The sequence below is a fragment of the Bradyrhizobium japonicum USDA 6 genome (genome assembly GCF_000284375.1).
GTDB lineage: Bacteria > Pseudomonadota > Alphaproteobacteria > Rhizobiales > Xanthobacteraceae > Bradyrhizobium > Bradyrhizobium japonicum.
This window is the reverse complement of the sequence record NC_017249.1, coordinates 4,079,041-4,102,073: the sequence shown is the minus strand read 5'-3', so window position 1 is coordinate 4,102,073 and position 23,033 is coordinate 4,079,041. Positions and strand designations below refer to the sequence as shown.

29 protein-coding genes are annotated in these 23,033 nt (G+C 63.0%); 13 read left to right on the top strand and 16 right to left on the bottom strand.

Annotated features, from left to right (window positions below):
• Positions 1-252 precede the first annotated feature (252 nt).
• From BJ6T_RS47285 to BJ6T_RS19080, 6 genes are all read left to right on the top strand, one after another.
• Positions 253-420 carry a hypothetical protein gene (locus BJ6T_RS47285; RefSeq protein WP_014494105.1) on the top strand — a complete coding sequence of 56 codons (168 nt, stop codon included), beginning with the start codon at positions 253-255 and terminating at the stop codon, positions 418-420.
• 525 nt (positions 421-945) lie between these two features.
• Positions 946-1,167: a hypothetical protein gene (locus BJ6T_RS48440; protein ID WP_014494104.1), complete on the top strand. Its 222-nt coding sequence runs from the start codon at positions 946-948 to the stop codon at positions 1,165-1,167.
• Between the two features lie 865 nt (positions 1,168-2,032).
• Positions 2,033-3,046 carry a glycosyltransferase family 2 protein gene (locus tag BJ6T_RS19100; protein WP_014494103.1) on the top strand — a complete coding sequence of 338 codons (1,014 nt, stop codon included), beginning with the start codon at positions 2,033-2,035 and terminating at the stop codon, positions 3,044-3,046.
• 1,199 nt (positions 3,047-4,245) lie between these two features.
• Positions 4,246-4,482, top strand: a complete 237-nt coding sequence (locus BJ6T_RS19090) for a DUF6894 family protein (protein ID WP_014494101.1) — start codon at positions 4,246-4,248, stop codon at positions 4,480-4,482.
• 254 nt (positions 4,483-4,736) lie between these two features.
• Positions 4,737-4,928, top strand: coding sequence for a hypothetical protein (locus tag BJ6T_RS19085; RefSeq protein ID WP_014494100.1), 192 nt, complete (start codon positions 4,737-4,739; stop codon positions 4,926-4,928).
• Between the two features lie 292 nt (positions 4,929-5,220).
• Entirely contained in the window at positions 5,221-5,388 is a 168-nt protein-coding gene (locus BJ6T_RS19080; RefSeq protein WP_048228200.1) for a hypothetical protein, read from the top strand.
• A 794-nt stretch (positions 5,389-6,182) separates the two neighbouring features.
• On the opposite strand, the gene BJ6T_RS19075 is transcribed toward BJ6T_RS19080, so the two are convergent.
• Together BJ6T_RS19075 and BJ6T_RS19070 are read right to left on the bottom strand one after the other, a co-directional pair.
• Positions 6,183-6,422, bottom strand: coding sequence for a DUF2798 domain-containing protein (locus BJ6T_RS19075; RefSeq protein WP_014494098.1), 240 nt, complete (start codon positions 6,420-6,422; stop codon positions 6,183-6,185).
• Positions 6,423-6,515: 93 nt separating this feature from the next.
• Positions 6,516-6,767: a hypothetical protein gene (locus BJ6T_RS19070; protein WP_043900219.1), complete on the bottom strand. Its 252-nt coding sequence runs from the start codon at positions 6,765-6,767 to the stop codon at positions 6,516-6,518.
• A 404-nt stretch (positions 6,768-7,171) separates the two neighbouring features.
• Between BJ6T_RS19070 and BJ6T_RS19065 the strand changes: the two genes are divergently transcribed.
• Entirely contained in the window at positions 7,172-7,360 is a 189-nt protein-coding gene (locus BJ6T_RS19065) for a hypothetical protein (protein WP_028158398.1), read from the top strand.
• A gap of 149 nt (positions 7,361-7,509) precedes the next feature.
• Positions 7,510-7,749: a DUF6894 family protein gene (locus tag BJ6T_RS19060; protein ID WP_014494096.1), complete on the top strand. Its 240-nt coding sequence runs from the start codon at positions 7,510-7,512 to the stop codon at positions 7,747-7,749.
• A 19-nt stretch (positions 7,750-7,768) separates the two neighbouring features.
• Here BJ6T_RS19060 and BJ6T_RS19055 read toward each other — a convergent pair whose 3' ends face one another.
• Together BJ6T_RS19055 and BJ6T_RS19050 are read right to left on the bottom strand one after the other, a co-directional pair.
• A complete protein-coding gene (locus BJ6T_RS19055) occupies positions 7,769-8,023 on the bottom strand; it encodes a hypothetical protein (RefSeq protein ID WP_014494095.1) in 255 nt (84 codons plus the stop codon).
• Between the two features lie 94 nt (positions 8,024-8,117).
• Positions 8,118-8,414 carry a hypothetical protein gene (locus BJ6T_RS19050; protein ID WP_014494094.1) on the bottom strand — a complete coding sequence of 99 codons (297 nt, stop codon included), beginning with the start codon at positions 8,412-8,414 and terminating at the stop codon, positions 8,118-8,120.
• A 364-nt stretch (positions 8,415-8,778) separates the two neighbouring features.
• On the opposite strand from BJ6T_RS19050, the gene BJ6T_RS19040 reads away from it, so the two are divergent.
• A complete protein-coding gene (locus BJ6T_RS19040; protein WP_014494093.1) occupies positions 8,779-9,243 on the top strand; it encodes a PaaI family thioesterase in 465 nt (154 codons plus the stop codon).
• A gap of 122 nt (positions 9,244-9,365) precedes the next feature.
• On the opposite strand, the gene BJ6T_RS19035 is transcribed toward BJ6T_RS19040, so the two are convergent.
• On the bottom strand, positions 9,366-9,659 hold the full coding sequence (locus BJ6T_RS19035; protein ID WP_014494092.1) for an HdeA family protein: 294 nt from the start codon (positions 9,657-9,659) through the stop codon (positions 9,366-9,368).
• A 185-nt stretch (positions 9,660-9,844) separates the two neighbouring features.
• Here BJ6T_RS19035 and BJ6T_RS43680 point away from each other — a divergent pair, with 185 nt between their 5' ends.
• Positions 9,845-10,087, top strand: a complete 243-nt coding sequence (locus tag BJ6T_RS43680; RefSeq protein ID WP_048228199.1) for a PilZ domain-containing protein — start codon at positions 9,845-9,847, stop codon at positions 10,085-10,087.
• A gap of 46 nt (positions 10,088-10,133) precedes the next feature.
• Here BJ6T_RS43680 and BJ6T_RS19030 read toward each other — a convergent pair whose 3' ends face one another.
• Both BJ6T_RS19030 and BJ6T_RS19025 read right to left on the bottom strand, forming a co-directional pair.
• Complete coding sequence (locus tag BJ6T_RS19030; protein ID WP_014494091.1) at positions 10,134-12,182, bottom strand: pyrroloquinoline quinone-dependent dehydrogenase; 2,049 nt, start codon at positions 12,180-12,182, stop codon at positions 10,134-10,136.
• Positions 12,183-12,407: a hypothetical protein gene (locus BJ6T_RS19025; RefSeq protein WP_014494090.1), complete on the bottom strand. Its 225-nt coding sequence runs from the start codon at positions 12,405-12,407 to the stop codon at positions 12,183-12,185.
• 304 nt (positions 12,408-12,711) lie between these two features.
• On the opposite strand from BJ6T_RS19025, the gene BJ6T_RS48435 reads away from it, so the two are divergent.
• Positions 12,712-12,963 (top strand): hypothetical protein, encoded by a 252-nt coding sequence (locus BJ6T_RS48435; protein WP_014494089.1) that lies wholly within the window; start codon positions 12,712-12,714, stop codon positions 12,961-12,963.
• Between the two features lie 114 nt (positions 12,964-13,077).
• The gene (locus tag BJ6T_RS19015; protein ID WP_014494088.1) at positions 13,078-13,401 is read left to right on the top strand and encodes a hypothetical protein; all 324 of its coding nucleotides are present in this window, start codon (positions 13,078-13,080) and stop codon (positions 13,399-13,401) included.
• Positions 13,402-13,460: 59 nt separating this feature from the next.
• Here the strand turns inward: BJ6T_RS19015 and BJ6T_RS19010 are convergent, their stop codons facing one another.
• Together BJ6T_RS19010 and BJ6T_RS19005 are read right to left on the bottom strand one after the other, a co-directional pair.
• Positions 13,461-13,928, bottom strand: a complete 468-nt coding sequence (locus BJ6T_RS19010) for a DUF6691 family protein (RefSeq protein ID WP_014494087.1) — start codon at positions 13,926-13,928, stop codon at positions 13,461-13,463.
• A gap of 5 nt (positions 13,929-13,933) precedes the next feature.
• Positions 13,934-14,362, bottom strand: a complete 429-nt coding sequence (locus tag BJ6T_RS19005) for a YeeE/YedE family protein (RefSeq protein WP_014494086.1) — start codon at positions 14,360-14,362, stop codon at positions 13,934-13,936.
• Between the two features lie 160 nt (positions 14,363-14,522).
• Between BJ6T_RS19005 and BJ6T_RS19000 the strand changes: the two genes are divergently transcribed.
• Positions 14,523-15,692, top strand: a complete 1,170-nt coding sequence (locus tag BJ6T_RS19000) for a GNAT family N-acetyltransferase (protein WP_014494085.1) — start codon at positions 14,523-14,525, stop codon at positions 15,690-15,692.
• A gap of 7 nt (positions 15,693-15,699) precedes the next feature.
• Here the strand turns inward: BJ6T_RS19000 and BJ6T_RS18995 are convergent, their stop codons facing one another.
• The 7 genes from BJ6T_RS18995 to rbsK all read right to left on the bottom strand — a co-directional run bounded on the left by BJ6T_RS18995 (position 15,700) and on the right by rbsK (position 23,030).
• The gene (locus BJ6T_RS18995; protein WP_014494084.1) at positions 15,700-16,365 is read right to left on the bottom strand and encodes a DsbA family oxidoreductase; all 666 of its coding nucleotides are present in this window, start codon (positions 16,363-16,365) and stop codon (positions 15,700-15,702) included.
• Between the two features lie 76 nt (positions 16,366-16,441).
• The gene (locus BJ6T_RS18990; RefSeq protein ID WP_014494083.1) at positions 16,442-17,263 is read right to left on the bottom strand and encodes a helix-turn-helix domain-containing protein; all 822 of its coding nucleotides are present in this window, start codon (positions 17,261-17,263) and stop codon (positions 16,442-16,444) included.
• A gap of 260 nt (positions 17,264-17,523) precedes the next feature.
• Positions 17,524-18,615 carry an ABC transporter ATP-binding protein gene (locus tag BJ6T_RS18985; protein ID WP_014494082.1) on the bottom strand — a complete coding sequence of 364 codons (1,092 nt, stop codon included), beginning with the start codon at positions 18,613-18,615 and terminating at the stop codon, positions 17,524-17,526.
• 85 nt (positions 18,616-18,700) lie between these two features.
• Entirely contained in the window at positions 18,701-20,140 is a 1,440-nt protein-coding gene (locus BJ6T_RS18980; RefSeq protein ID WP_306326732.1) for an extracellular solute-binding protein, read from the bottom strand.
• Positions 20,141-20,189: 49 nt separating this feature from the next.
• Complete coding sequence (locus tag BJ6T_RS18975) at positions 20,190-21,227, bottom strand: carbohydrate ABC transporter permease (protein WP_014494080.1); 1,038 nt, start codon at positions 21,225-21,227, stop codon at positions 20,190-20,192.
• Positions 21,224-22,099, bottom strand: coding sequence for a carbohydrate ABC transporter permease (locus BJ6T_RS18970; RefSeq protein ID WP_014494079.1), 876 nt, complete (start codon positions 22,097-22,099; stop codon positions 21,224-21,226). Before BJ6T_RS18970 ends, BJ6T_RS18975 begins: the two co-directional genes overlap by 4 nt.
• 7 nt (positions 22,100-22,106) lie before the next feature.
• The gene (gene rbsK / locus BJ6T_RS18965) at positions 22,107-23,030 is read right to left on the bottom strand and encodes a ribokinase (protein ID WP_014494078.1); all 924 of its coding nucleotides are present in this window, start codon (positions 23,028-23,030) and stop codon (positions 22,107-22,109) included.
• Between the last annotated feature and the right edge of the window lie 3 nt (positions 23,031-23,033).

Sequence of the window (23,033 nt, the reverse complement as noted above, 5' to 3'; positions counted from 1 at the left end):
GCGCTTATCAGCCAAGGTTGACGACATCCGGGATTTTGCAATTCCTCCCGGGGCTGGAACAACGTCGCCCGCCTTATTGCAAGCGGGCGACGTTGTTGTTTGTCGAGTGTCCTAATCTGCCATCTCGGGGCTACGATTGGTGTATCCGCGAGCGGAACGTCGCCGTCATAAATCCGCAATCCCTAGCGAATCTTTTGGGGTGTCTGGCCTGTCTGAGGATGGTGCCGCTCGTCGTTGACGGGAGTCCGGGTGATGACGGAAAACACGCAGCAGCAGGCGGACGGGCGCAATCGGCTATTGGAAGCCGCCACGCAGGAAATGATCAAATTCGAACACAAGGAAAATGAGTTCCGCAGGCGAGATCGCGAGGCGCGCGCGGCGGAGCTTCGTCTGCCTCTGGATAAGATCAACGTCCACTGAGCGGCGCCGACAATTTCACACGACTGTCATGGCACGTTCCTAGCATTGTCACGCGACGGGGGTCCGGCGCGCGGCTCTCCGTCCAACCTCGGCCTAGACCACCAGATGGGCGGAGAGCTCGCCGACCTCCCGAACCATCGCGATCGCGGCCGTTGCAGGCGGTAGCCTAGCCCCTCTCCCCTCTGAGGTGTCCCGCAACGTGACATAAAACCTTGGCACAGGTTGTGCACACTCATCATCACCGGGGTTTTGCATCCACCTCTCCGGGGCTGGAAAGCCGCCGCCCGCGCGACATTTAAGCGGGCGGCGTTTTTATTGATGTCGCAATCCGACAGCCCCGCTGTCCTAATTCGAGCAGCATCCGGATTTTGGTACCGGCCTGCTTCCGACCTCCCTGGTCCAAGGCGAATTTTTGAAGCGGCTTGATTTTGAAAGTTCACTTTGGAACTGAAGGTGGCCCGTCGGCATACTAAGTTCACTGGAACTCAAACCCTGCGGTTAGGACCCGTAAGACGAGGTTGTGTCATGGAGCGCCGACGGTTCAAGCAGACTCAATCCCTCGAACAACGCCTTGCCCAAGAAGCCGAACGTCTGAGAGAGCAAGCCAGGAAGCTTCCCGCCGGGGCTGAGCGCGAAACCCTGCTACGCAAAGCGCGCCAAGCCGAGACCGGCTCGCACATGAGCGAGTGGCTGACATCGCCAGGGCTTCAGCCGCCAAAGCCGCTTCAGCCGCCAAAGCCGGCCTAGAAGCAGACGGCGCCTGAGCGGTCGCGTTGCCAGCATAGATCCGGATTCGCCCCGGCGTAGTCATTCGCGTTGGCGACACCAACGCTTGAGGATGAAGGTTTTCCAAATTCTGCGGGTGTCCCGATGAACCTTGGCACGAGACGTGCTGACATAATGATATCGGGATTTTGCAGTTTCCCTCCCGGGGCTGGTAAGCCGCCGTCCGCGCTTCATTTAAGCGGACGGCGTTCTTGCTTCCGAAGCCCAACAAGCAACCTGTCCTGACTTGATGCTGCGAGTGTCCTAATTGGGACAGCACCCGGGTTTGGGCACCCGCCTGTTTCCGACCTCACTGTCCGATTTTGAAACGAGCCGCAGCCGGATTTGAAGTCGTTCAATTGTCGCGAGGTGAGACAGCACGTCGCGGCAGGACGCAGTCACCTCCATCTGTCACCGAACGGCCCTCGGCATCTACCGGTGATTGAGAACGCCATCACGCTCGCGCCTCGCTTCCCGCTGGAAAGGAGCAACGCGGCAGAGCTTCGCGCAATCCTTCGGGCGCTCCGCAAGAAACTGAACCAACGCCGCCTCGATTGGCCGCTCCTATCTTGATCCGTCATCGCGTTGGTGCAGCTGCTGCAGCGGCAGAAACCGAGGGGAACCAAAAATACTCTTTCACCAAGGCGGACCAGCGGCCGCTTCGAAACGTCGCGGCCTGCGGCAACAAAGTTCATGCGAATGGACGATGACCGCGTCGGGATCGTCTCCCTAGCATTCACGCGCCTCGTTCGCTCGGTTCGATTCAAGATGCTCTGCGAACAGGCGCAAGCCGAAGAAGGGTCTGCCACTTCCAGCCACGACCGCTTCGATCAACGAGGTACGATGAATGGATCAATTGTACGCCGAGCGGTTCGATAGCTCCCGGAGTTCGGAACACCGCCCATTCATTTCGGTGGCAATACCCACCTTCCGCCGACCGGAGATGGTGCGCCGTGCGATTGAAAGCGTGCTGCAGCAGGAGCACGCCGACTGGGAAATGGTGATCAGCGACGACGAAGGTCCAGAGGGCGCGACTTGGAGCATCCTGTCCGAGCACGCGCGGAGCGACCCGCGCATTCGCGTTATCGAGAACCACCGCGGCCGGGGCCAGGTTGAGAATACCAACAACGCGATGCTCGCATGTCGCGGCGACTGGATCAAAGTGCTGCACGACGACGACTGGCTCACGCCAGGATCGCTTGCGACTTTTGCGGAATTGGCGAGAACGTATCCCACCGCTGCGTTCATGACCTCCACATCTCATCTCGTCCAGGACAGCGGCATAAAGTACCGGCGAGGACGCCAAATTTATCTGTATTCGGGCCAGCAGTGCCTGACTGATCTCTATCTGGCGGGCAAGACCCGATTGCTTGGGATTGTCCCGTCGACCCTGCTGATCAACGGCAAGGTCATCCGGTCCGGTTGCCTGATGCGAAATTACAAGTCGATCAGTTGGGGCGTGGACCAACTGTTCTTTCTCGATCTCGCCTGCCAGGGCGACATGGTGGCGATCGACGACGGTCTTGTGTTCTACGACACGACCAACCATGCGAGCATCACGGCGTTGGGATCGTTCCCTCAGATTGACCAGGAGACCGTCGAACTCAAGCACCTCGCCTGGAGCCTTCTGGAGGATAAGCGCGGACTTCCCGATCCTGAAACGATGGTGCGTGCATTGCGGGTTGCCCGGCTGCGCACACGGATCCTTCAGCAGCCCTTGAGCGCAACGATCCGCGATGCGGTTCAAATCTTGCGCCCCTCGGTCTTGAAGGCGGCCAACCTGGCGATCCGAGCCTGGGCGCGTGCACCGGGTGCGATTGCAACCTTACCGGGGATCGCTCATTGCACGGATTTCCTGTGAGATCATTTGGCAGTTCCGGTGTCAGAGTTGCCAACAGCTGCGTTTGGGACACCGAGACAGGTGACCTAAAGTATGCCGACGATCCGCGGGAGATCATCCGGAAGCTTCGCAAGATCAATTAAAGGCCCCGGTTGGCGGCCCATGCGAAGGCCGCAGCAGGGTCCGCCGTGGCCCATCGGTCGCGGGAATTCTTGGCAATGCGGCGGACTTGACTGCCGCGCGCCCGCATAGACACCGGGCGCAGCTGTTTCGATGATCGCCAGGCGCTTGCGCGCTCGGCCGGAGACCATCCGACCGATGCCACCTGTCCGAATGAAAACTCGCTCAGGCAAATGCGCACGTCCCCGTCGTCTGCAAATCGAAGACGATAGAGAAACCGTGCCGCCCTCGAGATGCATTTGCGCATGCGAATCGGGTCAGGAAAATTTGGTAATTATGTGCTGAAACGAACAGAGCCGCGGTGAGGGGCGACTAAACTCGGATTCGCTTGGTCTTTGCCAAGGGCCAAGCATCCCCGAGCGGCCCCGGCCTTCCCCCTATCAAGCCCCACCGGCCGGGGCCGTCTTCACGGACGAGCCTGTTTCCTGGCGTCGCTACCTTTGATTTCGGGAGTGACCCGTTTTGTGGCGCGGAACACAACCTGACCACGAATATCTGTGGTAGGATACGAGGCATTGCAACGCCAAGGGTCGTCAGCGCCCCGCGTGGGAACCGTATTAGGGTTGAGCTGTTGACCCGTTTCATAGATGGGCTCAATTATGATCGACGCTGCTAAATGCGAGGAACTCGCAAATCATTACAAGGTCCTCTCCCAAGCATCCGGGGTTTCGGCGGAGAGGGCCTTCCTGTTGAAGAACATCGCCCGGAGCCTTACTGGCGTGGCGAGCCAATTGGACAGGCTGGCCGCCCTCACGAGAGACGAAGCAAGGGTCACGCCGCCACAGCTGTAGGCGGACGCAAGGCGGATACAGACCGTCCGTAAAGGCAGCTTTGATTGACCTGATTCAACGGCGCCCCGCGTCCAGGTCTACGATTCCCCCAACCTGCAAGCGGCGGTCCTGGAATTCTCATCGGCCAACGGGACGCCAACCACGCGCCGGGGCTGGGATAGCACCCGGATTCCAGCCGTCGAAATAATTAGGAACGGTCCTCTCAAGGCGGGGTTGGCGGCGATACTCTCTCTGAGAGGCGGCGCCATCATGGTCCGGTACTTTTTCGATATCCGGGACGACACCGGCCTCTATGCCGACGAAGAGGGACTGGAGTTTCAAACCCAGCGCGAAGCCGAGATCGAGGCGACGCAGACATTGAGCGGCCTCGCACGCGACCTGGCGGCACACGAGGATCGAACAGACGTTGCCATCGAAGTCCGCACCGACGCCGGGCGGGTGTTCCAAGCCGCCCTCATCTTCGAGCCACCGACGACGAAGGAATAGGCCGCCACGGCTCGCCACGTTGGGCATGCATGTCGCGACGAAGCAAGGCCGCCTGATCGGTCCATTCCGCGGAGCGCTCGCCCCGCCCCATTTGGGATAAGCGATCCACTTCACTCTGCCCCACCCCCGGTCCGCTACGAGGGTAGCGGTTCGTCGTCATGCCTCAGATCGAACTTGAATTGAACGCTACAATATGTAACGCTAATTTATGTAGCGCTACTTTTCGTACCATTTGGACAACCTCTGGAGGTATGATGAAGGCAATCCTCAAGATCGCTCTGGCGCTGTCTGTCCTCGCCGGCTCGATGCCGGCGCAAGCCCAGATATCGAATGCCGCGACGGCATCGGGCGCCCCGAAGGTCGGCGCAAAGGTGACGAGAAAGTCTCAGTTGCACGACGGCTGCCACAGCCGGCACGCCCAGATGATTGGCAAGCATTGCCGTTAGAAGCCTTGCCGTTAGAAGCTTTGCCGTTTGAAGCCGTGCCGTTAGAAGCCCTGCCGCTAGCGGACAAGCGATTCAAAGATCAAGTGATTCAAATATGATGAGAGGCCGCCTCGGTTGGCGGCCTTTTTGATTTTTGCCGATCCTCCCCATTTCGCCCCCTTCGACTGAAGATGACGCGCATCAAAGACGCAGCCGCCGCGCGCCGTCATAATTCCGCAATCCTGCGGCATCGAACCTTTCTGCGATGCCCGGTTTTCTTCGAGATGGGATCGCAACGATGGGGACCAGGAACATGACGGAAGACGCGCACCCCAATGCTGTCAGGCGCACTCACCTCCTGGCGGCGGCGCACGAGGAGATGGTGAAGTTCGAACGGAAGGAAAACGAGTTTCGCAAGAAGGACCGCCAAGAGCGCGCCGCCGAACTCCGCCTTCCCCTGGGTGAGATCAAGGTCCACTGAGCCTGCCGACCGGCATCGGATCTGACCAAGGCTGCGCCGCGATGGCGGGTAGCCGCCGTACCGGCCGTCGGGAATGCGCGTCGTGCGCTGTAATGGCATCCAGATACCTTTATTAAGCCATTGATCACACAACGAAATCGTCCGCCCCTCTACTGTGCATGGGGTTGTTTTCCATGTTTTGAAAGGGCGCGGCGGCATCCTGGGTGCCCACCCAGGATCGAAGCGCCTGCTTTAGCCCGGGCCGGCCTCGGCTGCCGTCCGCCGGTACGCCTTACAACAGCGCCAGCAGCACGAGGCCGATCACCAGCACGACGAAGCCAGCCGCGGTCGCGGCGGCGAATGACCGCTCTACGTTATCCATGATGCCACCCCGCTGCCGGCGCACCACGTTTCCCCCATGGCGGCGCCGACGATGCGAAATGTCGCCGAGCGGTGTGGCTCCAGTGGTGCGATCGGGTGGCCAAATTGGGACGCGTGCGGGGCCAGTCTGCGGCCTCCCGACGCAGATTCCGGTGCCGGCCGTCAGGCACCCGTAAGCCTGGTCTCCTAGTCTGGCTGTGCTCGGTGGACCAACACCGGGCCTCCATACACAGTCGAGGACCCCGCTCCGCCCCGAGCGGGGTTTTCTGTTTGCAGGCGCGGACACGCGGCAGGTTGAAAGCCGGTCTGCCGGCCCTGTCAGGCTGTCGTAAGCTCAACCGGCTAGGGTCGTCTGGCTACGGTGTTGCAGCCCAGCACCTCAGCCTCCAATAACCTTTCACCCGCTTGGCTCTCCCCAAGCGGGTTTTTCATGCTCACTGAGCCCTCTCCTCTCGCGTCAGCCGCAGCGAGAAGGCGCGGATCGCAGGGGCCGCGAGCAGCACGATCGGCAGCATCGCGGCCCACGCGATCAGCCACGACACCATCCAGTGCGCGAGGAAGACCGTCGCGCCTGTGGCGGGAAAGCTGGCGATGCCCGCCGCGATCAGCGAGGTCAGGCCGGACTGGATGACACCGAAGACGAAATGAGAGTAGCGGCGGGGAATGCCGAGCATGACGCGCCCATGTTGTTTGCCGTCACGAGGCCAAGCAAGGCATATGCCGCAGCACGCATGGAGTGGACTTCGACGCACAAAGCCGGCGCCGGATCAGTGCCGCGAATCGGACAGCGGCGCGCGCCGCCTCGCCTCAGTGCAATCGGGCCGGCTCGATAGTCCTTCGAAACGCCAGAACGTGACGACGCTGGTCTCGCCGCACTCTTCGCAGGCGAGCTTCTCGTCACCGAGCATGAAACGCGCGCGCTTGAAGCTCGATGAGGACGCGGGATGCCGGCAGTGGGGACAGGTCAGCGAGAAATTCCGTGCACCCCAGCGCAGCACAAGATGTCTCAGCCAGCTCACACCTTCCCCTTCGTGACATCGCGTTCGAACCGTCGTTCACAAGCAGAGCATAGATACATGACACGCAAAAGTGGAAAAGTATTGACCACACCTGTTCGCTTCGAAGGCGGCGGCAGCAACGCGCGCCGCTTTGGTTCATGCGCCAATCTCGCGTTCCGGGGTTCTCCGACCATGAACAGAGTTCCTCGGCGCGGACGGTTGCGCGGCAAGACCGGGTGAATTTGCCATGCCTGCCCGAATTCCATGCACGGATTTCGGAACTCGATTTCGTTTGTTTCGGACCGCGCGCGGTTCCAAAGATCACCGTGAACTATCCAAGGCTTACCGCCAAATTTCGCTTGTCGCCGGAATAGAGCGACGCCCAACATGTTCACGGTGATGGAGGGTGAATCGTGGAGGTGACCATGAATCACAGGGGCGTTGAGTTCACCGTTGCCAAGACGGCGCTTCCCGGAGTCTGGCAGTGGCAGTTCCGCATCGGTGACGAGATCAGGACGGGCAAGACCGAGACGAAGATCGATCTGCTGGCGATCCGGCGCGTGCAGCTGCGCATCGATCGGGAGCTGAAGGCGATCGGGCGCAAGACCGCATGAACAAACCACCCGCGCCGGGTTTCCGCAGCCACGCGCGCCCCGCGAGGTCTCGTCCGTAGCGGCCCGGAATTGATCTGTCCCTGGTTTGGGACTGCACTGCGCGCGCCCATGGCCCGGGAAGCGGGACCATCATGTGACCGGTGCCAGCCATGCCGCTCTACTTCTTTCGAATTCGGAACGGCCGCTATTCCGGCTGCGCGGACCAGGCGACGGAATTTGCCGATCGCGATGCGGCCTGGAAGATGATGACCAGCATCTGCGCCGACATGGCCGCCGGCCTCGCGCGCAAGCTCAACGAAAATTCCGAATGGCACATGGAGCTGCTGGACGAGGCCAAGGAGCCCGTGTTCCGGATCCGCATCGTCGCGGAATCCTTCGAGGAGACTTGAGGCCGAGGAGACTTCAGGCCTAGTCGGCGCTTGGCAGCCGCCGCATGGTGAATTCGATCTCACCGCCCGGCAGTTCGCGCCAGGTCTCGACCGCGCTCATATAGCCGGCCTTGGGGTAGCGGGCGAAGAAGGCCTCCGCCCTCGCCCGCGCCGCCGGGCGCGGCAGAGTGAACGTCTCACGCAAAAAGCCGTCGCCGCCGCGCTCGCCAGGCTTGCCGCCCATCTTGCGCCGGCGCGCCATCCGCTCGGCGAGATCTCGCGGACGATCGGCCATGCCGTTCCTCCTCAACGCAATACGCTCTCGGAGATGTAGGAAGCAGGCCGGCCGAAGAGGAGTCCCCGGCCGGAGTCTCCGATCCGGCAGAAGGTCAATTGGCGGTCGTGCCGGACTTCTTCTTGGGCGCGCTGGTTGCGGCCGACGCCTTCGGCGCAGCCGCCTGCTTCGGCGGGTCGGAACGCATGCCGCCCCAGGGATCGTTGGACGCCTTGGAGTCCGGAATCTTCTTCAGCGTTTCCTTGTAGGCCTTGTCACGCTCGGCTTCCGCGGCCTTTTCCTCGGGGGTCTTGCCCGGACCTTCCTGCAGCAAATTGAGATTGGGCATTTGCGCGTAGGCCGGTCCCGCCAGCACGGCCAGCAGCACCGCCGCCATACGGAAAAGCTTCATCATTGACTCCTTGATCATCCATCAAGGGCGGGTCAACCGCGCCTTGTCGTCTTTGTCAACGGCCCGATCAGGCCGAATGGCGCGCTAGAGCCGGTCCGATCTGCACGATTTCGGCGCCTGCAGCCAGTCGTCCCAAATCGCGCCGCATCTGGTGCACCCCGTCCAGCGCGAGACCTAGCGCCATCAACCCAAACACAGGGACACACCGACGCAACATCGCCCACCCGTTCCCAAGCCCGGTATCATATCGGGCCAAGTCAGGCATTTTCAAGCCGACAGGGCCGACCGAAGACCGGGTGACTTTGCCGCGCCGATGCGCGCAGAATGGCCGAAACATCCGGCAACACAGGGGGGACCGACAGCAATGCCATCGCAGCCAGAAGCCGAGTTCGGCATCGCTGAGGCCAGACGCATACTCGGCGAGGTCTTTGCGCCCTGGGTCCAGGATCTCAACCTCGTCGTCGAGCGCATCGAGCACCTGCCGCCGCCGGACGTGCCGGACTGGCAGCCCGGCGCGCTCCTGCGCATGCCGTTCTCGGAGCGGCTTTGCCGCAACGGCGGCGTGGTCTGCGGCCAGGCGCTGATGGCGCTCGCCGATACCGCGATGGTGATCGCGAACCTCGCCGCCAATCGCGGCTATCGTCCGATGACGACGGTCGACCAGACCACGCATTTCATGCGTGCGGTCTCCTCCTCGGATGTCCTCGCCGACGCGCGCGTGGTGCGGCTCGGACGCACCATGAGCTTCGGCCGCGTCACACTGCTTTCGGCCACCGACAACAAGCAGGTGGCGATGGTGTCGAGCGCGTTCGCGATGCTGCCGGGCTGAGCATCATCCAAAAGGAAGAGAGCCGCGTGAGCGCGCAAGCGCTCCGCGGCTCTCCAATCAATTTCGGATCGAAGCGAAGGACTGAAGCGCGATCGCGTCCGCGCCTCGGTCCGCTTCAGGAATTACTTGCCGAGAATTTCGTCAGCCGCAGTGACGACGCTGACGGTCGGATTCTTTCCGCAATAGGCACCGAACTTCTTGGCGTTCTCGATGAACACCTCGGTGTCGATGATCGCGTTGTCCTCGTCGCCCTTGTACCAGCCGTCCATCCAGGTCAGCACGACCGCGATGTTGTCTTCGCCGCTCTCGAGGAACTGCTTGCAGGTCATGGTCGAGAGGTCCCACTTGACGGCGTGGGCGGGCATCGACGACAGCGAGAGCGCTGCGGCGAACAGAAGCGAAAGCGTAGTCTTCATCAATATTCTCCATCGGCGCGTAACGCCATAAAGGAAGGGCTTGTGAGGAAAGTCGGCGGGAAGTGACTCACCGCTTCAACGTCGTAAACGAAGTCTGAAGCGCTGTGCAAGTAGCGCCAGTATTGAGTTTATTTCAACGTAATTTCTATGCACTACTTCACAATCATCGTTATGGATTAATGTCGATGATCGAGAAACGAGCAGCGCAGCGTTACCGTGTTTTCAAGGGTGGAACGATCACCTTTGAAAGCAGCGGCATCGCGTGCACGGTGCGAAACATGTCGGAAGGCGGCGCGGCGATCGAGTTGGATTCCCCCGTCATATTGCCGCAATCATTCACGCTCTCGATCGCGCGCGACAATTTAGTAAGGAATTGCCGCACCGTATGGCGCAATGACAGGCGCATCGGCCTCGCTTTCGTACGATAGCGCGCGCGATGTGAACAACCGTTCGCATCGCATACACAACGCAGCATCATGCTTGCGTTATACGACGTCGACGACGCCAGCGCAGGCTCGCGATGATCAACACGATGATCGCGAGCGCAATTGCTGACAACGACACCCAAAATCGTCCGCCCGGACGATCGATGGTGCGCGACCATAGCGACGGCCCTTCACCCGGCCGCGCCAGGCGAAATGCAACGACGCTGTCGCCGATCGAGGTGCCGACCTCGGAGTGGCCGCCGGCACCGATCGCGACATACTGCTCGCCCTTCCAGAGATAGGTCATGGGGTTGGCGACGCCGGGCACCGGCAGCCGGCCTTGCCACAACTCCCGGCCGCTTCGCGCATCGAAGGCGCGCAGATAGGCATCCATCGCGCCGGTGAAGACGAGACCGCCTGCGGTGACCGCGAGCCCGTTGACGAGCGGCGCGCCCCACGGCAGCGGCACGCCGAGCGGCGCAAGGTCTTCCGTGGTGCCGACCGTCGAACGCCAGAGGATCTTGCCGGCTTTCAGATCGACCGCGACCATCTCGCCCCAAGGCGGCTTGTTGCAAAGAAGCCCGAGCGGCGACGTCACCACCGCACGCAACATCGCAAACGGCGCGCCCTTCTGCTGGCCGAAATCATGACCGGGAGGCGGATCGAATCCAGCCGCCTCCGCACGCGGGATCAGCTTGATGAGATGAACGGCGCGGGCGGTGTTGGCGTAGAGGATCTGGTTGACCGGGTCGAAGGCTGCGCTACCCCAGTTGACGCCGCCGGCGGTGAAGGGAAACTCCGCCGTGCCTTGCGTCGAGGGCGGGGTGAACAACCCCTCGTTACGTGCCTCCGCGAACTGCCTTTCGCAAGCGGAGCGACCCAGGCCAGGGAGGAACGAGAGCGCATCCTCAGTCGAGATTTTTTGCGATGTCAGCGGCGGCACATGCGTCGGGAATGGCTGCGTCGGCGACAGTCGTTCACCTTCCGCGCCGCCTTGCGGCACGACGCGCTCTTCCACCGGCCACACCGGCTTGCCGGTATCGCGGTCGAGCACGAAGACAAATCCCTGCTTGGTCGGCTGAATCACGACATCGCGCTGGCCGTCTCCGGTGTCGATACGCGCGAGCGTCGGCTGCGACGCCAGATCGTAATCCCAGACGTCGTGATGCACGGTCTGGAATGCCCACACGAGCTCGCCGTTCTCGATGCGCAGCGCGACCACCGAATTGGCGTGCTCGTTATTGCCCGGCCGCTTGCCGCCCCAAAAGTCCGGCGACGGCGAGGACGTCGGCAGGAAAACCAGCCCGCGCGCCGCGTCGACCGACATCGGCGCCCAGACATTGGCGTGACCGGCTTCGACACCGTCGCGCTTGAGCGGCTCGAAGGTCCAGCGCGGCTGGCCGCTGCGCGCATCGAACGCGCGCACCACGCCGCTCGGCGCGTCGACGCGACGGTTGTCGCCGATCGCGGAGCCGATCACGACGACACCGCGGCCGACCGCCGGCGGCGAGGTGATCTGGAATTCGCCAGGCCAGTCCAGCTTCATGCCGATATCCGGCCTGACCTCACCGCCAGTGCCGAAACCGGCACAGGGAAGCCCGGTCTTTGCATCGAGCGCGATCAGGCGGACATCGTTCGTGCCCAGGAAGATGCGCGATCGGCAGGCGGCATTCGCGGGCGCCTCATCGTCGATCCAGTAGGTCACGCCACGGCAGACATAGCGGTTGGCGGGCCTCTGATTGGTCGCGATCTTCGGATCGAAGCGCCACTTCTGCGCGCCCGTGCCGGGATCGAGCGCGATCACCTCGTTGAATGGCGAGCAGAAGATCAGGCTGTCCTCGACGAACAATGGCGTCGCCTGGAACTTGGTTCGCCGCATCACCTCGGACGGCCGCGCCGCGAGATCGCCGGTATGGAATTCGAAGGCTCGAACCAGATTGCCGACATTGTCGGGCGTGACCTCCCGCAAAGGCGAGAAGCGTGAGCCGCCGGGATCGCCACCCCAGCTCTCCCAGGCGATGCCTGGCCACGACGAAAACAGGAGGAGCACGATGGCGGTGGCCGACCGACACAGACGGGTCGCCAACGCCCCCCTCATTTATTTGGGCTTCTTGGCAGGTTCAGCCGGACGGGCTCCGCTCCACGGGTCGTATTTCTCCTTGGGCTCCGGAATGCGCTCGAGCGCGGCCTTGTAGGCCTTTTCGTCGACCTTGGGCTTGTTGTCCGACTTCGCTTCGTTCGGCTGGCCTGTGCTGCGGCCCTGCGCCTGCGCCGACGCAGCCGTTAGCGCGAGCACGGCGGCCGCGATGACCAAAACCCTCATTGATGCAATCCCCCTCGTCTGGGGCACAAATTAGCCTGCAATCCCGTAATAGCAAATGCCGGAGGGTCCGGGATTTCAGCAAATCTTGATCGACCGGGACTTTGCCGAATCGCATTCCTGCCTATCTGTTGGCGCGCAGGGGACCCTCACGGATGTTGCGGATTGTTGCTCATGCGGCGCTGCTGGCCAGCGCCCTCGCACTCGGTTCTTGCGGCTTCGCCGACAGCCGCGCGCCGGTGCCCGAGTTCATGCGCCTAAAGGAAGCCGAGCAGCCGCCCCCGAAGCGCCCCCTGACGTCAAGCGCGTGGTCCGCGAGCAGATCAACGTGGTCTTCCTCAACACGTCCTATCCGCGCGAGGTGCACGTCGCCCCGCCCCATCGGGAGGTGCGGGGACCGGGCTGGACCGCCTGCGTCCGCGCGCAGCTCACCTCCGCCACCGGCTCCACGCTCGGCACCCAGATTTACATCGTGACGATCTCAGGCGGAAAAGTGGTCGATCGCCGCCGCGCGGAAGCCGACGACATCTGCGGGACGGAAACCTACGAGCCGATCTAGGAACAAATCACGCCGACGCGCGCTCCGGTTCCGGGAAAAACCTGTAGTTCGCCCCGGAACGATCACCGCCTCCCCTTCTTGTTACCCCCGAGGGCAGTTTCGGAGGAGGACACGATGAGGACATTCACGATCGCACTACTGGCTGGCGTCGGCGCCCTCGCTGCGGCGAGCGGCGCGAAGGCCGCCGATATCTATACGACCAGCGAATACGCCAACCCTGAGCTCGTTCAGGAAGTCCGGCTTGTCTGCGACGACGCCGGCAATTGCTATCGCACCCGTGGCGGCTCGCGCGTGATCGTGCGCGACTCCTACAACGCCATGCCGCGCGATCGCTATTACGAGCGCCGCACCTATCGCGACTGGGACGATGGTCCGCGCGGCGGCGTCGGCATTCGCGCGCCCGGCGTCAGTGTCGGCGTCGGTGTCGACCGCTGGTAATCAATGAAGCTGTAACAGGGCAGGACCGGACGAGATCCACTCGCCCGGCCCTGTCCATGTCAGGTTTCGAGCGGATCGGCCGGCGCGACGAAGCGCGTTGACGACGGGAGCTGCGCGATGAAGCGGGCGAGCACCATGCCGGCACACATCGCGGCGACGAAGATGAAAGCGGACGCCGAGCCGAATCCGAGCGCGGTGAGCGCAGGACCCGGGCAAAAGCCTGCGAGCCCCCATCCGATACCGAAGATGGCAGGACCGGCGATAATTCTCGGATCGATGTCCTTTCGCGTCGGAAGGTAAAAGCGGTCCGCGAAAAATGGTCGCGAAAGTTTCAAGACACGGCTGAAGCCGATGAAGGTCACCGCGACCGCACCCGCCATCACGAAGGCGAGGCTCGCATCCCACGTTCCGGTGGGAATGCCGGCGACGTCCAAGAAGTTCAGCACCTTTGCCGGATTCGACATGCCGGAGACGATGAGCCCGATACCGAAGACGAGGCCGATCGCGAATTGAATGAGGATTGCCATCGTCGTCAGCCCCAGTGCCGCATCACGAAGACAGTGGCGATGCCCGCCGACATGAAGGAGATGGTCGCAACCAGCGACCGCAGCGACAGCCGCGACAGGCCGCAGACGCCATGGCCGGACGTGCAGCCGCTGCCCCAGACCGCACCGAAGCCCGTAAGCAATCCGGCGAAGATCAGCACCGGCGTTCCCGCCGCGATCGTTTGCACCGGCAGGCTTCCGCTGACAATGCGCACCAGGATGGGCGCAGCGACGAGGCCGGCGACGAAAGCGAGCCGGCCGGCGAACTCGCGGTCCTCGTAAGGCGGAAACAGCCGGGCCGCGATGCCGCTGACACCGGCGATCCGTCCCGTCGCCCACATCAGGAGCACGGCGGACAGGCCGATCAACGCGCCACCAAGAAGCGACGCCATCGGCGTGAAAGGTGTGGCGATCATTGTGATCCTCCAGGTCGAGAGCTCGATCATGGCACGCCGCGGCCTGCCGCCCGAATGCTCAATGAGACGTTAATATTACCATTCGAATTGGAGCGGCGTCCCAACGGAATTTTCCAATCCTTGCGCTAAGCATGACCTTCTGAACAGGGAACGACGGGACGTGGTCGATATCGCGCATCAGGCGGCGATCAATCCGGCATCGGCAAGGGCTGCCGCGGCAACGCGTGCGCTCGTCCCCCTCACGTCCATCGATCCCGGCCAATGGCGCGCGCTCGCCCAGCGCGTGATCGAGCCGAACGGCTATTACTTGCCGGGTTGGGAGCTCGCCGTGAGCGAGGCCGCACGCGGCCGCACCGACGCCTCAGCGCTACCCGCCTTCGACGGCTCGTCGGCGCGGCTGATCGGGCTGATACCCGTGGTCTCGCTCTGGCGCGCCTGGAAGATCCCCCTGCCCGCGCTGGTGAGCGCGCATCCCTATGGCACCCTATGCAGCCCGCTGATCGACCGCGAAGCTCCGATCGAAGCGGCCACGCGCCTGTTGCGGCAGGCGCGCGAGGCCGGTGCGCATGCGCTCGTGCTGAACGACGTTGCGCTCGACGGCGCGGCGATGAGTTCGCTCAAGGACGTTCTCAATCGCGACGGCCTGAAGCCGCGCATCCTTTCCTCCTACATCCGCGCCAGCCTCGACGCGACGCAGGATGGTGAAACGCTGTTGCATGGCGCGCTCGGCGCCAAGAAGCTCAAGGAGCTGCGTCGCCAGCGCCATCGCCTCGAAGAGCACGGGCCCGTCGCCTTCGAGGTCGCGCGCAAGCCCGACGAGATCGGGCCGGCACTCGAAACATTCCTGCAACTCGAGGCCAGTGGCTGGAAAGGCAAGCGTGGCACCGCGCTGATCCAGCATGCGGGCGATGCGACTTTCATTCGCCGCGCGGTTCCCGCGCTGGCGGAGACCGCGCAGTGCGAGGTCATCACGCTGCGCGCCGGCACGACGCCGGTAGCAGCCGGCATCGTGCTGCGCCACCAGGACCGCGCCTTCTTCTTCAAGCTCGGTATCGACGAACGCTTTGCAAGATATTCGCCGGGCGTGCAGCTCACGCTCGACCTCACGCGGCATCTCTGCGCCGATCCGGCCATCGCCAGCGCGGACTCCACCGCAAGCGCCGACCACCCCATGATCAACCCGATCTGGCGCGGACGCTTCGCCATCGGCGACGTGCTGATTCCGCTGCGGCGTCACGATCCGGTCGTCGCGCTCATTCACGCGGCGCTGGTCGGCCTCAACGTCGCGCACGACGGCGCGCGACGCGTGGTGCGTCTGCTCCGCAAATAAGCGAAAGCTACTCTGCCGCCTGCGCGTTGATCTCCGCCGAGACCTCGCGGATGGCGCGGGCGAGCAGGTTCGGATCCTGCGCGCCGGAGACGGCATATTTCTGCGCGAACACGTAGGTCGGTACGCCGGAGATACCCTTCTCGGCGGCTTCCTGCGCGTCGGCCGACACGCGCGCGACGTCCTCGTCGGTGGCAAGGCGCTTGCGCGCGTCGTCGGCATCGAGGCCGACATCGGCGGCCGCCTGCACCAGCACGTTCACGTCAGTGAGGTCGCCGCCGTCGCGGAAATACAGCTCCATCAGCCGCTGCTTCATCTCGGGCGCCTTGCCGATCGCCTCGGCCCAGAGGATCAAGCGGTGACAGTCGGTGGTGTTGGGCTGGCGCGCGACCAGCTCGGGCTTGTAGACGAGGCCCTCCTCGCTTGCAGCCGCGACGACGCGGCCGGCGATGCCCTTATAGGCTTCGACCGAGCCGAACTTGGTGGTGAGATAGTCCTCGCGGCTGATGCCCTCGCGCGGCACCCAGGGATTGAGGAAAAAGGGACGGAAATTGAGTTTGACGGGAACGTCAGGCACGAGCGCCAGCGCGCTCTCGATCCGGTGCTTGCCGATGTAGCACCAGGGGCACACCACGTCGGAGACGACATCGATCTGGAGCGGTTTCAACGTGCTCATAGCGCCTCCTTCGGGCGATGCGGGTTTGACCCAAGATATGCCGAAGATAAGCCGAACCCGCCCCGAGGCAAGGGCGCTAGGTCATAGCTGCTGCCATCTGCCTGAGCCGCTCGGCGGTGCGCTCGTCGGCCGGGAAGAACGTCTCCAGCGCCAGCTCCGACAGCGTGATGTCGACAGGTGTGCCGAACACCATGGTGGTGGAGAAGAAACTCAGTATCTCTCCGCCATGGCGCAGCTTGAAGGGAATCGCGACATTGTCGCTCGACAGAGGCCCCGAGCGCGCCGGGATGGGGTAGCTCTTGAGGTCGTTATAGAGCTTGATCAGCTCTGGATCGGCCGTTGCCTCGCATTGCCGGTGCAGCCGCTCCAGCAGGTGCCCGCACCATTCCGCGAGATTGACCGTGCGCGGCGCCAGCGCTTCGGGGTGAAACGCGAGCCGCAGCACGTTGAAGGGCTGGCCGAGCAGCCGCTGCGGGATGCCTTCGAGCAGCGGCGCCACCATGCGGTTGGCGGACACCAGATTCCAGTGCCGGTCATAGGCCAGCGCCGGATTGGGCTCATGCGCCCTGAGAACGAGGTCGATCGCCTGGCGAGCTGATTTCAAGGCGGGATCCTCCAGCGGGCGCTGCGGAAACGCCGGCGCATAGCCGGCCGCGACCAGCAGCACGTTGCGTTCGCGCAAGGGCACCTCGAGACGTTCGGCGAGCCTGAGCACCATGTCGCGCGAGGGCGCAGCGCGGCCGGTCTCGACGAAGCTCAAATGCCGCGCGGAAATCTCGGCCTCGCCCGCCAGATCGAGCTGGCTCATGCGGCGGCGTTGCCGCCATTCGCGCAAATGGTCGCCGATATGGACGGGCTGGCTGCGTTCGGCCTGTGCCGTGGATGCATGTGCGTTCATGCTCGAAAACCTAGCACGCGGATTTCAGCCCTTCCATTACCCGCGAGGTAATGAATATTGGAATATAACCATCTGAAATCGCTTAATCTCTTTTCGCAGACTCTGCTCGACACCAATACCGGAGGAGCAAAGCTTGCGAAGAAGGTTGCAACGTCGTCCGCATCACGTGCGAGCTCGCCGCAGCGCAAGTGACCGCGATGAGGCATGCGCACGCTGGAAGTAAAGATCAGAGATTACCTGCACCGCCAGAGGACCGCCGATTATGAAACGGCCGCCCCGGAAACCTTGTCGAAAAGGTGCGTTCGCTCCAGATCGATGGCGACATCTATTGGGCGATCCGGCGCCGCAGAAACACCGACTTGCATCTGCGCCGTGAATGGAAATGCGCCCACGGTTCCAATCACGAGAGTATGCGGCCCGAGCGGCTCCACGTCTTTCACCATCATGCGGACGGAGGAGCCCGATGGCGCATCTTGCCGCAGCACGTGATCGGGCCGCACGCCAAGCACAACCGGCTTGCCGATGCTCCCCGCATAGGCCGCTTCCCGGGATTTCGGCAATCTCAACGCCGTACCCGAGGGTTCGGTGAAGATCAGTGCACCGTCGCGAGCGGCAATCTCCCCGTGGATAAAATTCATGCTGGGCGCGCCCATGAAGCCCGCGACGAAGAGATTGCTGGGTTTCTCATAGATCGTGATCGGATCAGCCGCCTGCTCGATGCGGCCGCGGTTCATCACCACGACCCGATCGGCCATGGTCATGGCTTCGACCTGGTCGTGCGTGACGTAAACGATCGTCTTGGCAAGACGGCGATGCAATGCCTTGATCTCGGTCCGCATCTCGATGCGGAGTTTGGCGTCGAGGTTCGACAATGGCTCGTCGAACAGAAACACGTCCGGGCTGCGCACGATGGCACGGCCGATCGCCACGCGCTGACGCTGCCCACCGGAGAGCTGCTTGGGCCGACGGTTCACGTATTGCTCGAGGTCGAGAACCCGCGCCACGTCCGCGACGGCTTTCGCGATATTGGCGCGCGACTCGCCCCGCGCCTTCATGCCGTAACCGATATTCTCACCAACAGTCATGTGCGGATAGAGCGCATAGTTCTGGAACACCATCGCGCAATTACGCAAGCCTGGGCGCAGCTGCGTCACATTGCGATTACCGATACGAATGGTTCCGCTGGTGACCGTCTCCAGTCCCGCTATCATGCGCAACGTCGTGGTCTTGCCGCAGCCGGACGGTCCGACAAGCACGACAAACTCCTCGTCGGCCACACTCAGATTAAGCCCCTCGATGATCTTGTAGGGCCCATATGCCTTGCTGACGTTCTCGATCTCGACGTGCGCCATGGATTCCTTTTTCCGTCCCCTATATCGACGGCCGACAAAGCCCGGATGATGCTCACGCATCATCCGGGGCAGTTTCCGCGGGAAGCTAGTTCTTCGGTGAGAGGCCCATCGCCGCGCGATAGGCGGCGAGTTGCTTCGCGCGGCCGAACTCATCGGTCAGGCGATTCCATTCCTTCGCGACCGCGTCCAGCGCGGCCTGCGGCGTGGTCTGGCCGGCCAGCGCCTTGCCAAGCTCAATCTCCACAACCTCGGTGTAGGAGAAATAGCCGGGCAAACGCATGTCGAGCGCAACGTTCTTGCCGTTAATGGAGTCGGCCTGGGCGCCGAGATATTCCTTGGCTTCCGTCGGCGAGAAGATCTTGCTCCACAACTCCAGATTCGTGGTGTGCGACTTGCGGTATGGGTTGACGCCCGTGCCACCGGTAATCGCGGCCTTGCCGGAGACTTCGGGGCTTGTCAGCGTCTTGACGAAATCCCATGCCGCCTGCTGGTTCTTGCCCACCTTTGGCACGGCAATCTGCCAGCCTCCGAACGCCATGAAGGGCGCCGGCAGCACTGCCGGAAACTTGTCCCACTTCTTGGTTTTGGCGTTCCATATTTCATCGGAGCCGGGCAGCACTGCAGAGCCCACCTTGCCGGAAATCTTCGATTGCTTGGGGTCGGCGGCGATCACGCCGGTGTCGCCCCAACCGATCGACTCGGCCACCTGGCCGCCGGCCACGGCGGCATTGACCTCGCCGAACGAAAAGTTCAGCGCATTGGGCGGGCCAAGCTTGGAAGCGCGAATATATTCCTCCAATCCCTTCACCCAGCCCGGATTGTTGATCTGGGCATCCATCGTTTCGGGGTCGAAGAACATCGCGCCCGGATAGTTCGGGTTGTTAGTATAGGCCGCCGCGTGGCTGAAGAAGAACCAGAACTGCTGGCCACCGCGACGGAAGGCCTCCGCCGTGCCCCAGAGTCCCTTGTCGGGGCGCTGAAAGAACTCCGCGATGTCGAGATATTGCTTCCAGGTCTTTGGCGGCGCCAGGTCGTAGCCGTACTTGGCCTTGAAGGCGTCCTTCTCCTTGGGATCGCTGAACAGGTCGGTGCGATAGGTGTAGGTGTGAACGTCGCCGTCCATCGATTGCGAATAGATCTTGCCTTCCCACACCATCAGGCGCTCACGGTAGGCCGGCTCGACATCGTCCCAATCCTTGCCGGACTGCATCTCTTTCGGCATCTCGCTGAGATAGGTGACGAAGTCGGGCAGCCAGGCCGGCGCAAAGCTGACCAGATCGAACGTCGCGTCCGATCCGGTAAGCGATGTAACGATCTTCGGGTAGAGCTCTGACCAGGGGAACTCGACCACATTGACCTTGCCGCAGGTCTTCTTGGTCCATTCGTCCGCGCCGAGCTTGAGTGCGGAGGCGATATACGGTCCGGTCTGCGACGCCACAGTCAGGGTGACGCCGGAGTAATCCGGGCTACAGGCAGCGTTCGCCTGGCTCGCGGTGCAAGCCATCGCGAGCGAGGTGGTCAGCATCAGAAACGTCCGTCGCAACATCGTCCAGTCCTCCCTACATAGGTTTTTGCTATTTGATTGCTCCGAGCAGCAGGCCCGACCGCATCATGCGGCTGAGCAGGCCCGCCATGATCATCATCGGAATGATGGCGACGAGCGCCGCGGCCGAGATCGCCCACCATTCGTCGCCGCGCTGGCTGTTCTGTCCCGCCACCAGGATCGGCAGCGTCTGCCATCTGGAATTGGTCAGGAACAGCGCGAACAGGAACTCGTTCCAGACGAAGGCGAGCGTGATCATGAAAGTCGCCAGCAGTCCGTTCATCGACATTGGCACCACGATGCCGAGGAAGATGCGCCAACTCGGCACGTTGTCGACCATCGCGGCTTCTTCGACCTCGATCGGAATGGCCTCGAAAAAGTCGCGCATCAGCCAGACCACGATCGGCAGCGAGAACGCGACGTAGCACAGCGTCAGTCCGACATAGCTGTCGATGAGCTGAAAGCCGAGCCGGCCGATTTCGCTGTAGAGGAGATACAGTGCGAAAGCCGTGACGATCGGCGGAAACATGCGCTGGCTGACGAACCAGAACAGGATGTCTTCATTGCCGAGGATCGGCCCCGGCAGCGGCAGGCGGTTGGCCAGGATTGCAGCGGCAAGCGCGATCGGGAACGCCAGCAGCAGCGCCTGCGCGCGGGTGAATCCGAGCGAATTGTTGAACAGCAGATAGCCGCCGAGCGCGAGCAGGAAGAAGATCAGGCCGGCGCCGAAGCGCACCCTGAATTCGAACCGCACCAGCGCATAGGCCGCCATTGCGCCGACGGCAGTCGCGATCGCCGCGGCCGACAAGCCGACGATTGTCGAGTTCAGGAAGGTCCGGAAGAACTCGCCACGGATACCTTGATAGAGATCAATGAAGGGCTGCAGGGTCGGCGTGAAATCGACGAACGGAATATAGGTCGGGCCGCCGACCACGCCCGGCGGAGTCTTGAACGCCGTCACGACCACCCAATAGAGCGGAAACGCCGTGATCAGGCACCATGCGAAGACACCGGCCGCGACCAGGCGGCGGCTCCAGCGCGACAGTCCGGTAAGGCCCTGCCCGCTCATCGGCGCTTCTCCAGATGCGGCCGCAGCAGCGCCAGATAAGTGACGCCAATGATCGTGATGGCGATCAGGAACAAGAAGCTGAGCGCCGACGTGTAGCCGAGATTGAACTTCTTGAAACCCTCCTGATAGGCGAACAAGGTCAGGGTCTCGGTGTCCACACCCGGTCCGCCGCCCGTCATCACGAATACGGTGTCCATGATCTTGTAGCTCTCGATCAGGCGGATGAAGACGACCGCGGCGGAGATCGGCAGCATCATCGGAAAGGTGATGCCCCAGAACTGTTGCCAGGCGCTGGCGTTCTCGAGCTCGGCCGCCTCGTAGACATCTTCGGGGAGCGTTTGCAGGCCAGCCAGCATCATCAGGATGACGAACGGGGTCCACTGCCAGATCTCAACAGCGATGATGCAGGCGAGCGCCCAATGACCGTTGGTGAGGAACGGCAGGTTCGCCATGCCGAACATGGACAGGAACTGGTTGAGCGGCCCCATGGTCGGATTGAAGATCATGCGAGCAACAAGCGCGACGGCAACCGGGGCCAGAAGCATGGGCAGCAGCAAGGCCACGCGAAATAGCCGTTCGCCCGGAACGCGCGCCTTCAGCGCGAGCGCAACGCCAAACCCGATCGCGTATTGCAACCCGACGGCAATGAACGCGATCAGCGTCGTCGTGAAGATCGCATTCCAGAAGCGAGGCTCTTGCAGGAGCGTAGCATAATTGCCGAACCACACGACCCGCGGCGGGATCGGCGGAATCAGGCGATAGCTGAGGAAGCTCGTGGTGAACGAATAGATCAGCGGAAAGATCGAGATCGCCAGCACGACGAGCACCGCCGGCCAGATGAAGACATGCTTGATCGGATCGTTCCGCATCATGAGCAGATCATCCCTTCAACAGGGCTTCAATCTCAGCGCGCCGCGGCATGGCAGGCGCAGTCCCCGCGCGCGTCACCGAAATCCCGGCCGTGGCCGAGCCGAAGCGCACCGCTTCCAGGGGATCGGCGCCGCCCGCAAGCGCAGCAGCGAAGCCGCCGACGAATGCATCGCCCGCGCCCGCGGTTTCGACCACCTTGCCGGCGGCGAACGGGGGCACGTGCAGCGAGCGATCTCGCCCGTGAAACAGCGCCCCGCGTTCGCCGAGCGTGATCAGCGCGGTGCCCGCTCCCTTGGCCAGCAACGCGTCTCCGGCGCCGCGGGCGCCGGCAAGATCGCTCACCGCGATCCCCGTCAGTGCCTCGGCCTCGGTCTCGTTGGGAACGACGTAGTCGCACAATGCAAACAGGCTGTCGTCGAATGCGCCCGCGGGTGCCGGGTTGAACACGGTGATGCTGCCCGCGGCGCGCGCGATCTCGAGGCCGCGCTGCGCGGCCGCGACCGGTTGCTCAAGCTGGGTCACGAAGACGCGGCTAGAGCGGATCGCATCCGCCGCCGCGTCGACGTCGGTGGGGCTGAGACCGTCGGCCGCTCCGCTCACCACGATGATGGCGTTGTCGCCGCGTGTCTCGTGGACATAGATGAAGGCGGCGCCGGTCGGCGCCTCCGCGGTCCTGGCAACGCGCGGCCGAATGCCCTCGGTTTCCCACGTCTTGATGGCAAGATCACCGAAGGCGTCGCGGCCGATCCGGGAGATGAACGTCACGTCCGCGCCTGCGCGCGCAGCGGCCACGGCCTGGTTCGACCCCTTGCCGCCTGGTCCCATTGCAAATCCCGAGCCGGCGATCGTTTCACCGATCGCGGGCATGTCGCCGGCCCGGAAGGCCAGATCGACGACGAAGATGCCGAGCACTGCGACGCCAGTCTTGCTCATGGC

What these genes read in the sequence shown, in the direction of transcription:
- BJ6T_RS47285 (WP_014494105.1), top strand. Translation starts at nt 253, where the DNA reads ATGACGGAAAACACGCAGCAGCAGGCGGACGGGCGCAATCGGCTATTG.
- BJ6T_RS48440 (WP_014494104.1), top strand. Translation starts at nt 946, where the DNA reads ATGGAGCGCCGACGGTTCAAGCAGACTCAATCCCTCGAACAACGCCTT.
- BJ6T_RS19100 (WP_014494103.1), top strand. Translation starts at nt 2,033, where the DNA reads ATGGATCAATTGTACGCCGAGCGGTTCGATAGCTCCCGGAGTTCGGAA.
- BJ6T_RS19090 (WP_014494101.1), top strand. Translation starts at nt 4,246, where the DNA reads ATGGTCCGGTACTTTTTCGATATCCGGGACGACACCGGCCTCTATGCC.
- BJ6T_RS19085 (WP_014494100.1), top strand. Translation starts at nt 4,737, where the DNA reads ATGAAGGCAATCCTCAAGATCGCTCTGGCGCTGTCTGTCCTCGCCGGC.
- BJ6T_RS19080 (WP_048228200.1), top strand. Translation starts at nt 5,221, where the DNA reads ATGACGGAAGACGCGCACCCCAATGCTGTCAGGCGCACTCACCTCCTG.
- BJ6T_RS19075 (WP_014494098.1), bottom strand. Translation starts at nt 6,422, where the DNA reads ATGCTCGGCATTCCCCGCCGCTACTCTCATTTCGTCTTCGGTGTCATC.
- BJ6T_RS19065 (WP_028158398.1), top strand. Translation starts at nt 7,172, where the DNA reads ATGAATCACAGGGGCGTTGAGTTCACCGTTGCCAAGACGGCGCTTCCC.
- BJ6T_RS19060 (WP_014494096.1), top strand. Translation starts at nt 7,510, where the DNA reads ATGCCGCTCTACTTCTTTCGAATTCGGAACGGCCGCTATTCCGGCTGC.
- BJ6T_RS19055 (WP_014494095.1), bottom strand. Translation starts at nt 8,023, where the DNA reads ATGGCCGATCGTCCGCGAGATCTCGCCGAGCGGATGGCGCGCCGGCGC.
- BJ6T_RS19050 (WP_014494094.1), bottom strand. Translation starts at nt 8,414, where the DNA reads ATGAAGCTTTTCCGTATGGCGGCGGTGCTGCTGGCCGTGCTGGCGGGA.
- BJ6T_RS19040 (WP_014494093.1), top strand. Translation starts at nt 8,779, where the DNA reads ATGCCATCGCAGCCAGAAGCCGAGTTCGGCATCGCTGAGGCCAGACGC.
- BJ6T_RS19035 (WP_014494092.1), bottom strand. Translation starts at nt 9,659, where the DNA reads ATGAAGACTACGCTTTCGCTTCTGTTCGCCGCAGCGCTCTCGCTGTCG.
- BJ6T_RS43680 (WP_048228199.1), top strand. Translation starts at nt 9,845, where the DNA reads ATGATCGAGAAACGAGCAGCGCAGCGTTACCGTGTTTTCAAGGGTGGA.
- BJ6T_RS19030 (WP_014494091.1), bottom strand. Translation starts at nt 12,182, where the DNA reads ATGAGGGGGGCGTTGGCGACCCGTCTGTGTCGGTCGGCCACCGCCATC.
- BJ6T_RS19025 (WP_014494090.1), bottom strand. Translation starts at nt 12,407, where the DNA reads ATGAGGGTTTTGGTCATCGCGGCCGCCGTGCTCGCGCTAACGGCTGCG.
- BJ6T_RS19015 (WP_014494088.1), top strand. Translation starts at nt 13,078, where the DNA reads ATGAGGACATTCACGATCGCACTACTGGCTGGCGTCGGCGCCCTCGCT.
- BJ6T_RS19010 (WP_014494087.1), bottom strand. Translation starts at nt 13,928, where the DNA reads ATGGCAATCCTCATTCAATTCGCGATCGGCCTCGTCTTCGGTATCGGG.
- BJ6T_RS19005 (WP_014494086.1), bottom strand. Translation starts at nt 14,362, where the DNA reads ATGATCGCCACACCTTTCACGCCGATGGCGTCGCTTCTTGGTGGCGCG.
- BJ6T_RS18995 (WP_014494084.1), bottom strand. Translation starts at nt 16,365, where the DNA reads ATGAGCACGTTGAAACCGCTCCAGATCGATGTCGTCTCCGACGTGGTG.
- BJ6T_RS18990 (WP_014494083.1), bottom strand. Translation starts at nt 17,263, where the DNA reads ATGAACGCACATGCATCCACGGCACAGGCCGAACGCAGCCAGCCCGTC.
- BJ6T_RS18985 (WP_014494082.1), bottom strand. Translation starts at nt 18,615, where the DNA reads ATGGCGCACGTCGAGATCGAGAACGTCAGCAAGGCATATGGGCCCTAC.
- BJ6T_RS18980 (WP_306326732.1), bottom strand. Translation starts at nt 20,140, where the DNA reads ATGCTGACCACCTCGCTCGCGATGGCTTGCACCGCGAGCCAGGCGAAC.
- BJ6T_RS18975 (WP_014494080.1), bottom strand. Translation starts at nt 21,227, where the DNA reads ATGAGCGGGCAGGGCCTTACCGGACTGTCGCGCTGGAGCCGCCGCCTG.
- BJ6T_RS18970 (WP_014494079.1), bottom strand. Translation starts at nt 22,099, where the DNA reads ATGATGCGGAACGATCCGATCAAGCATGTCTTCATCTGGCCGGCGGTG.
- rbsK (WP_014494078.1), bottom strand. Translation starts at nt 23,030, where the DNA reads ATGAGCAAGACTGGCGTCGCAGTGCTCGGCATCTTCGTCGTCGATCTG.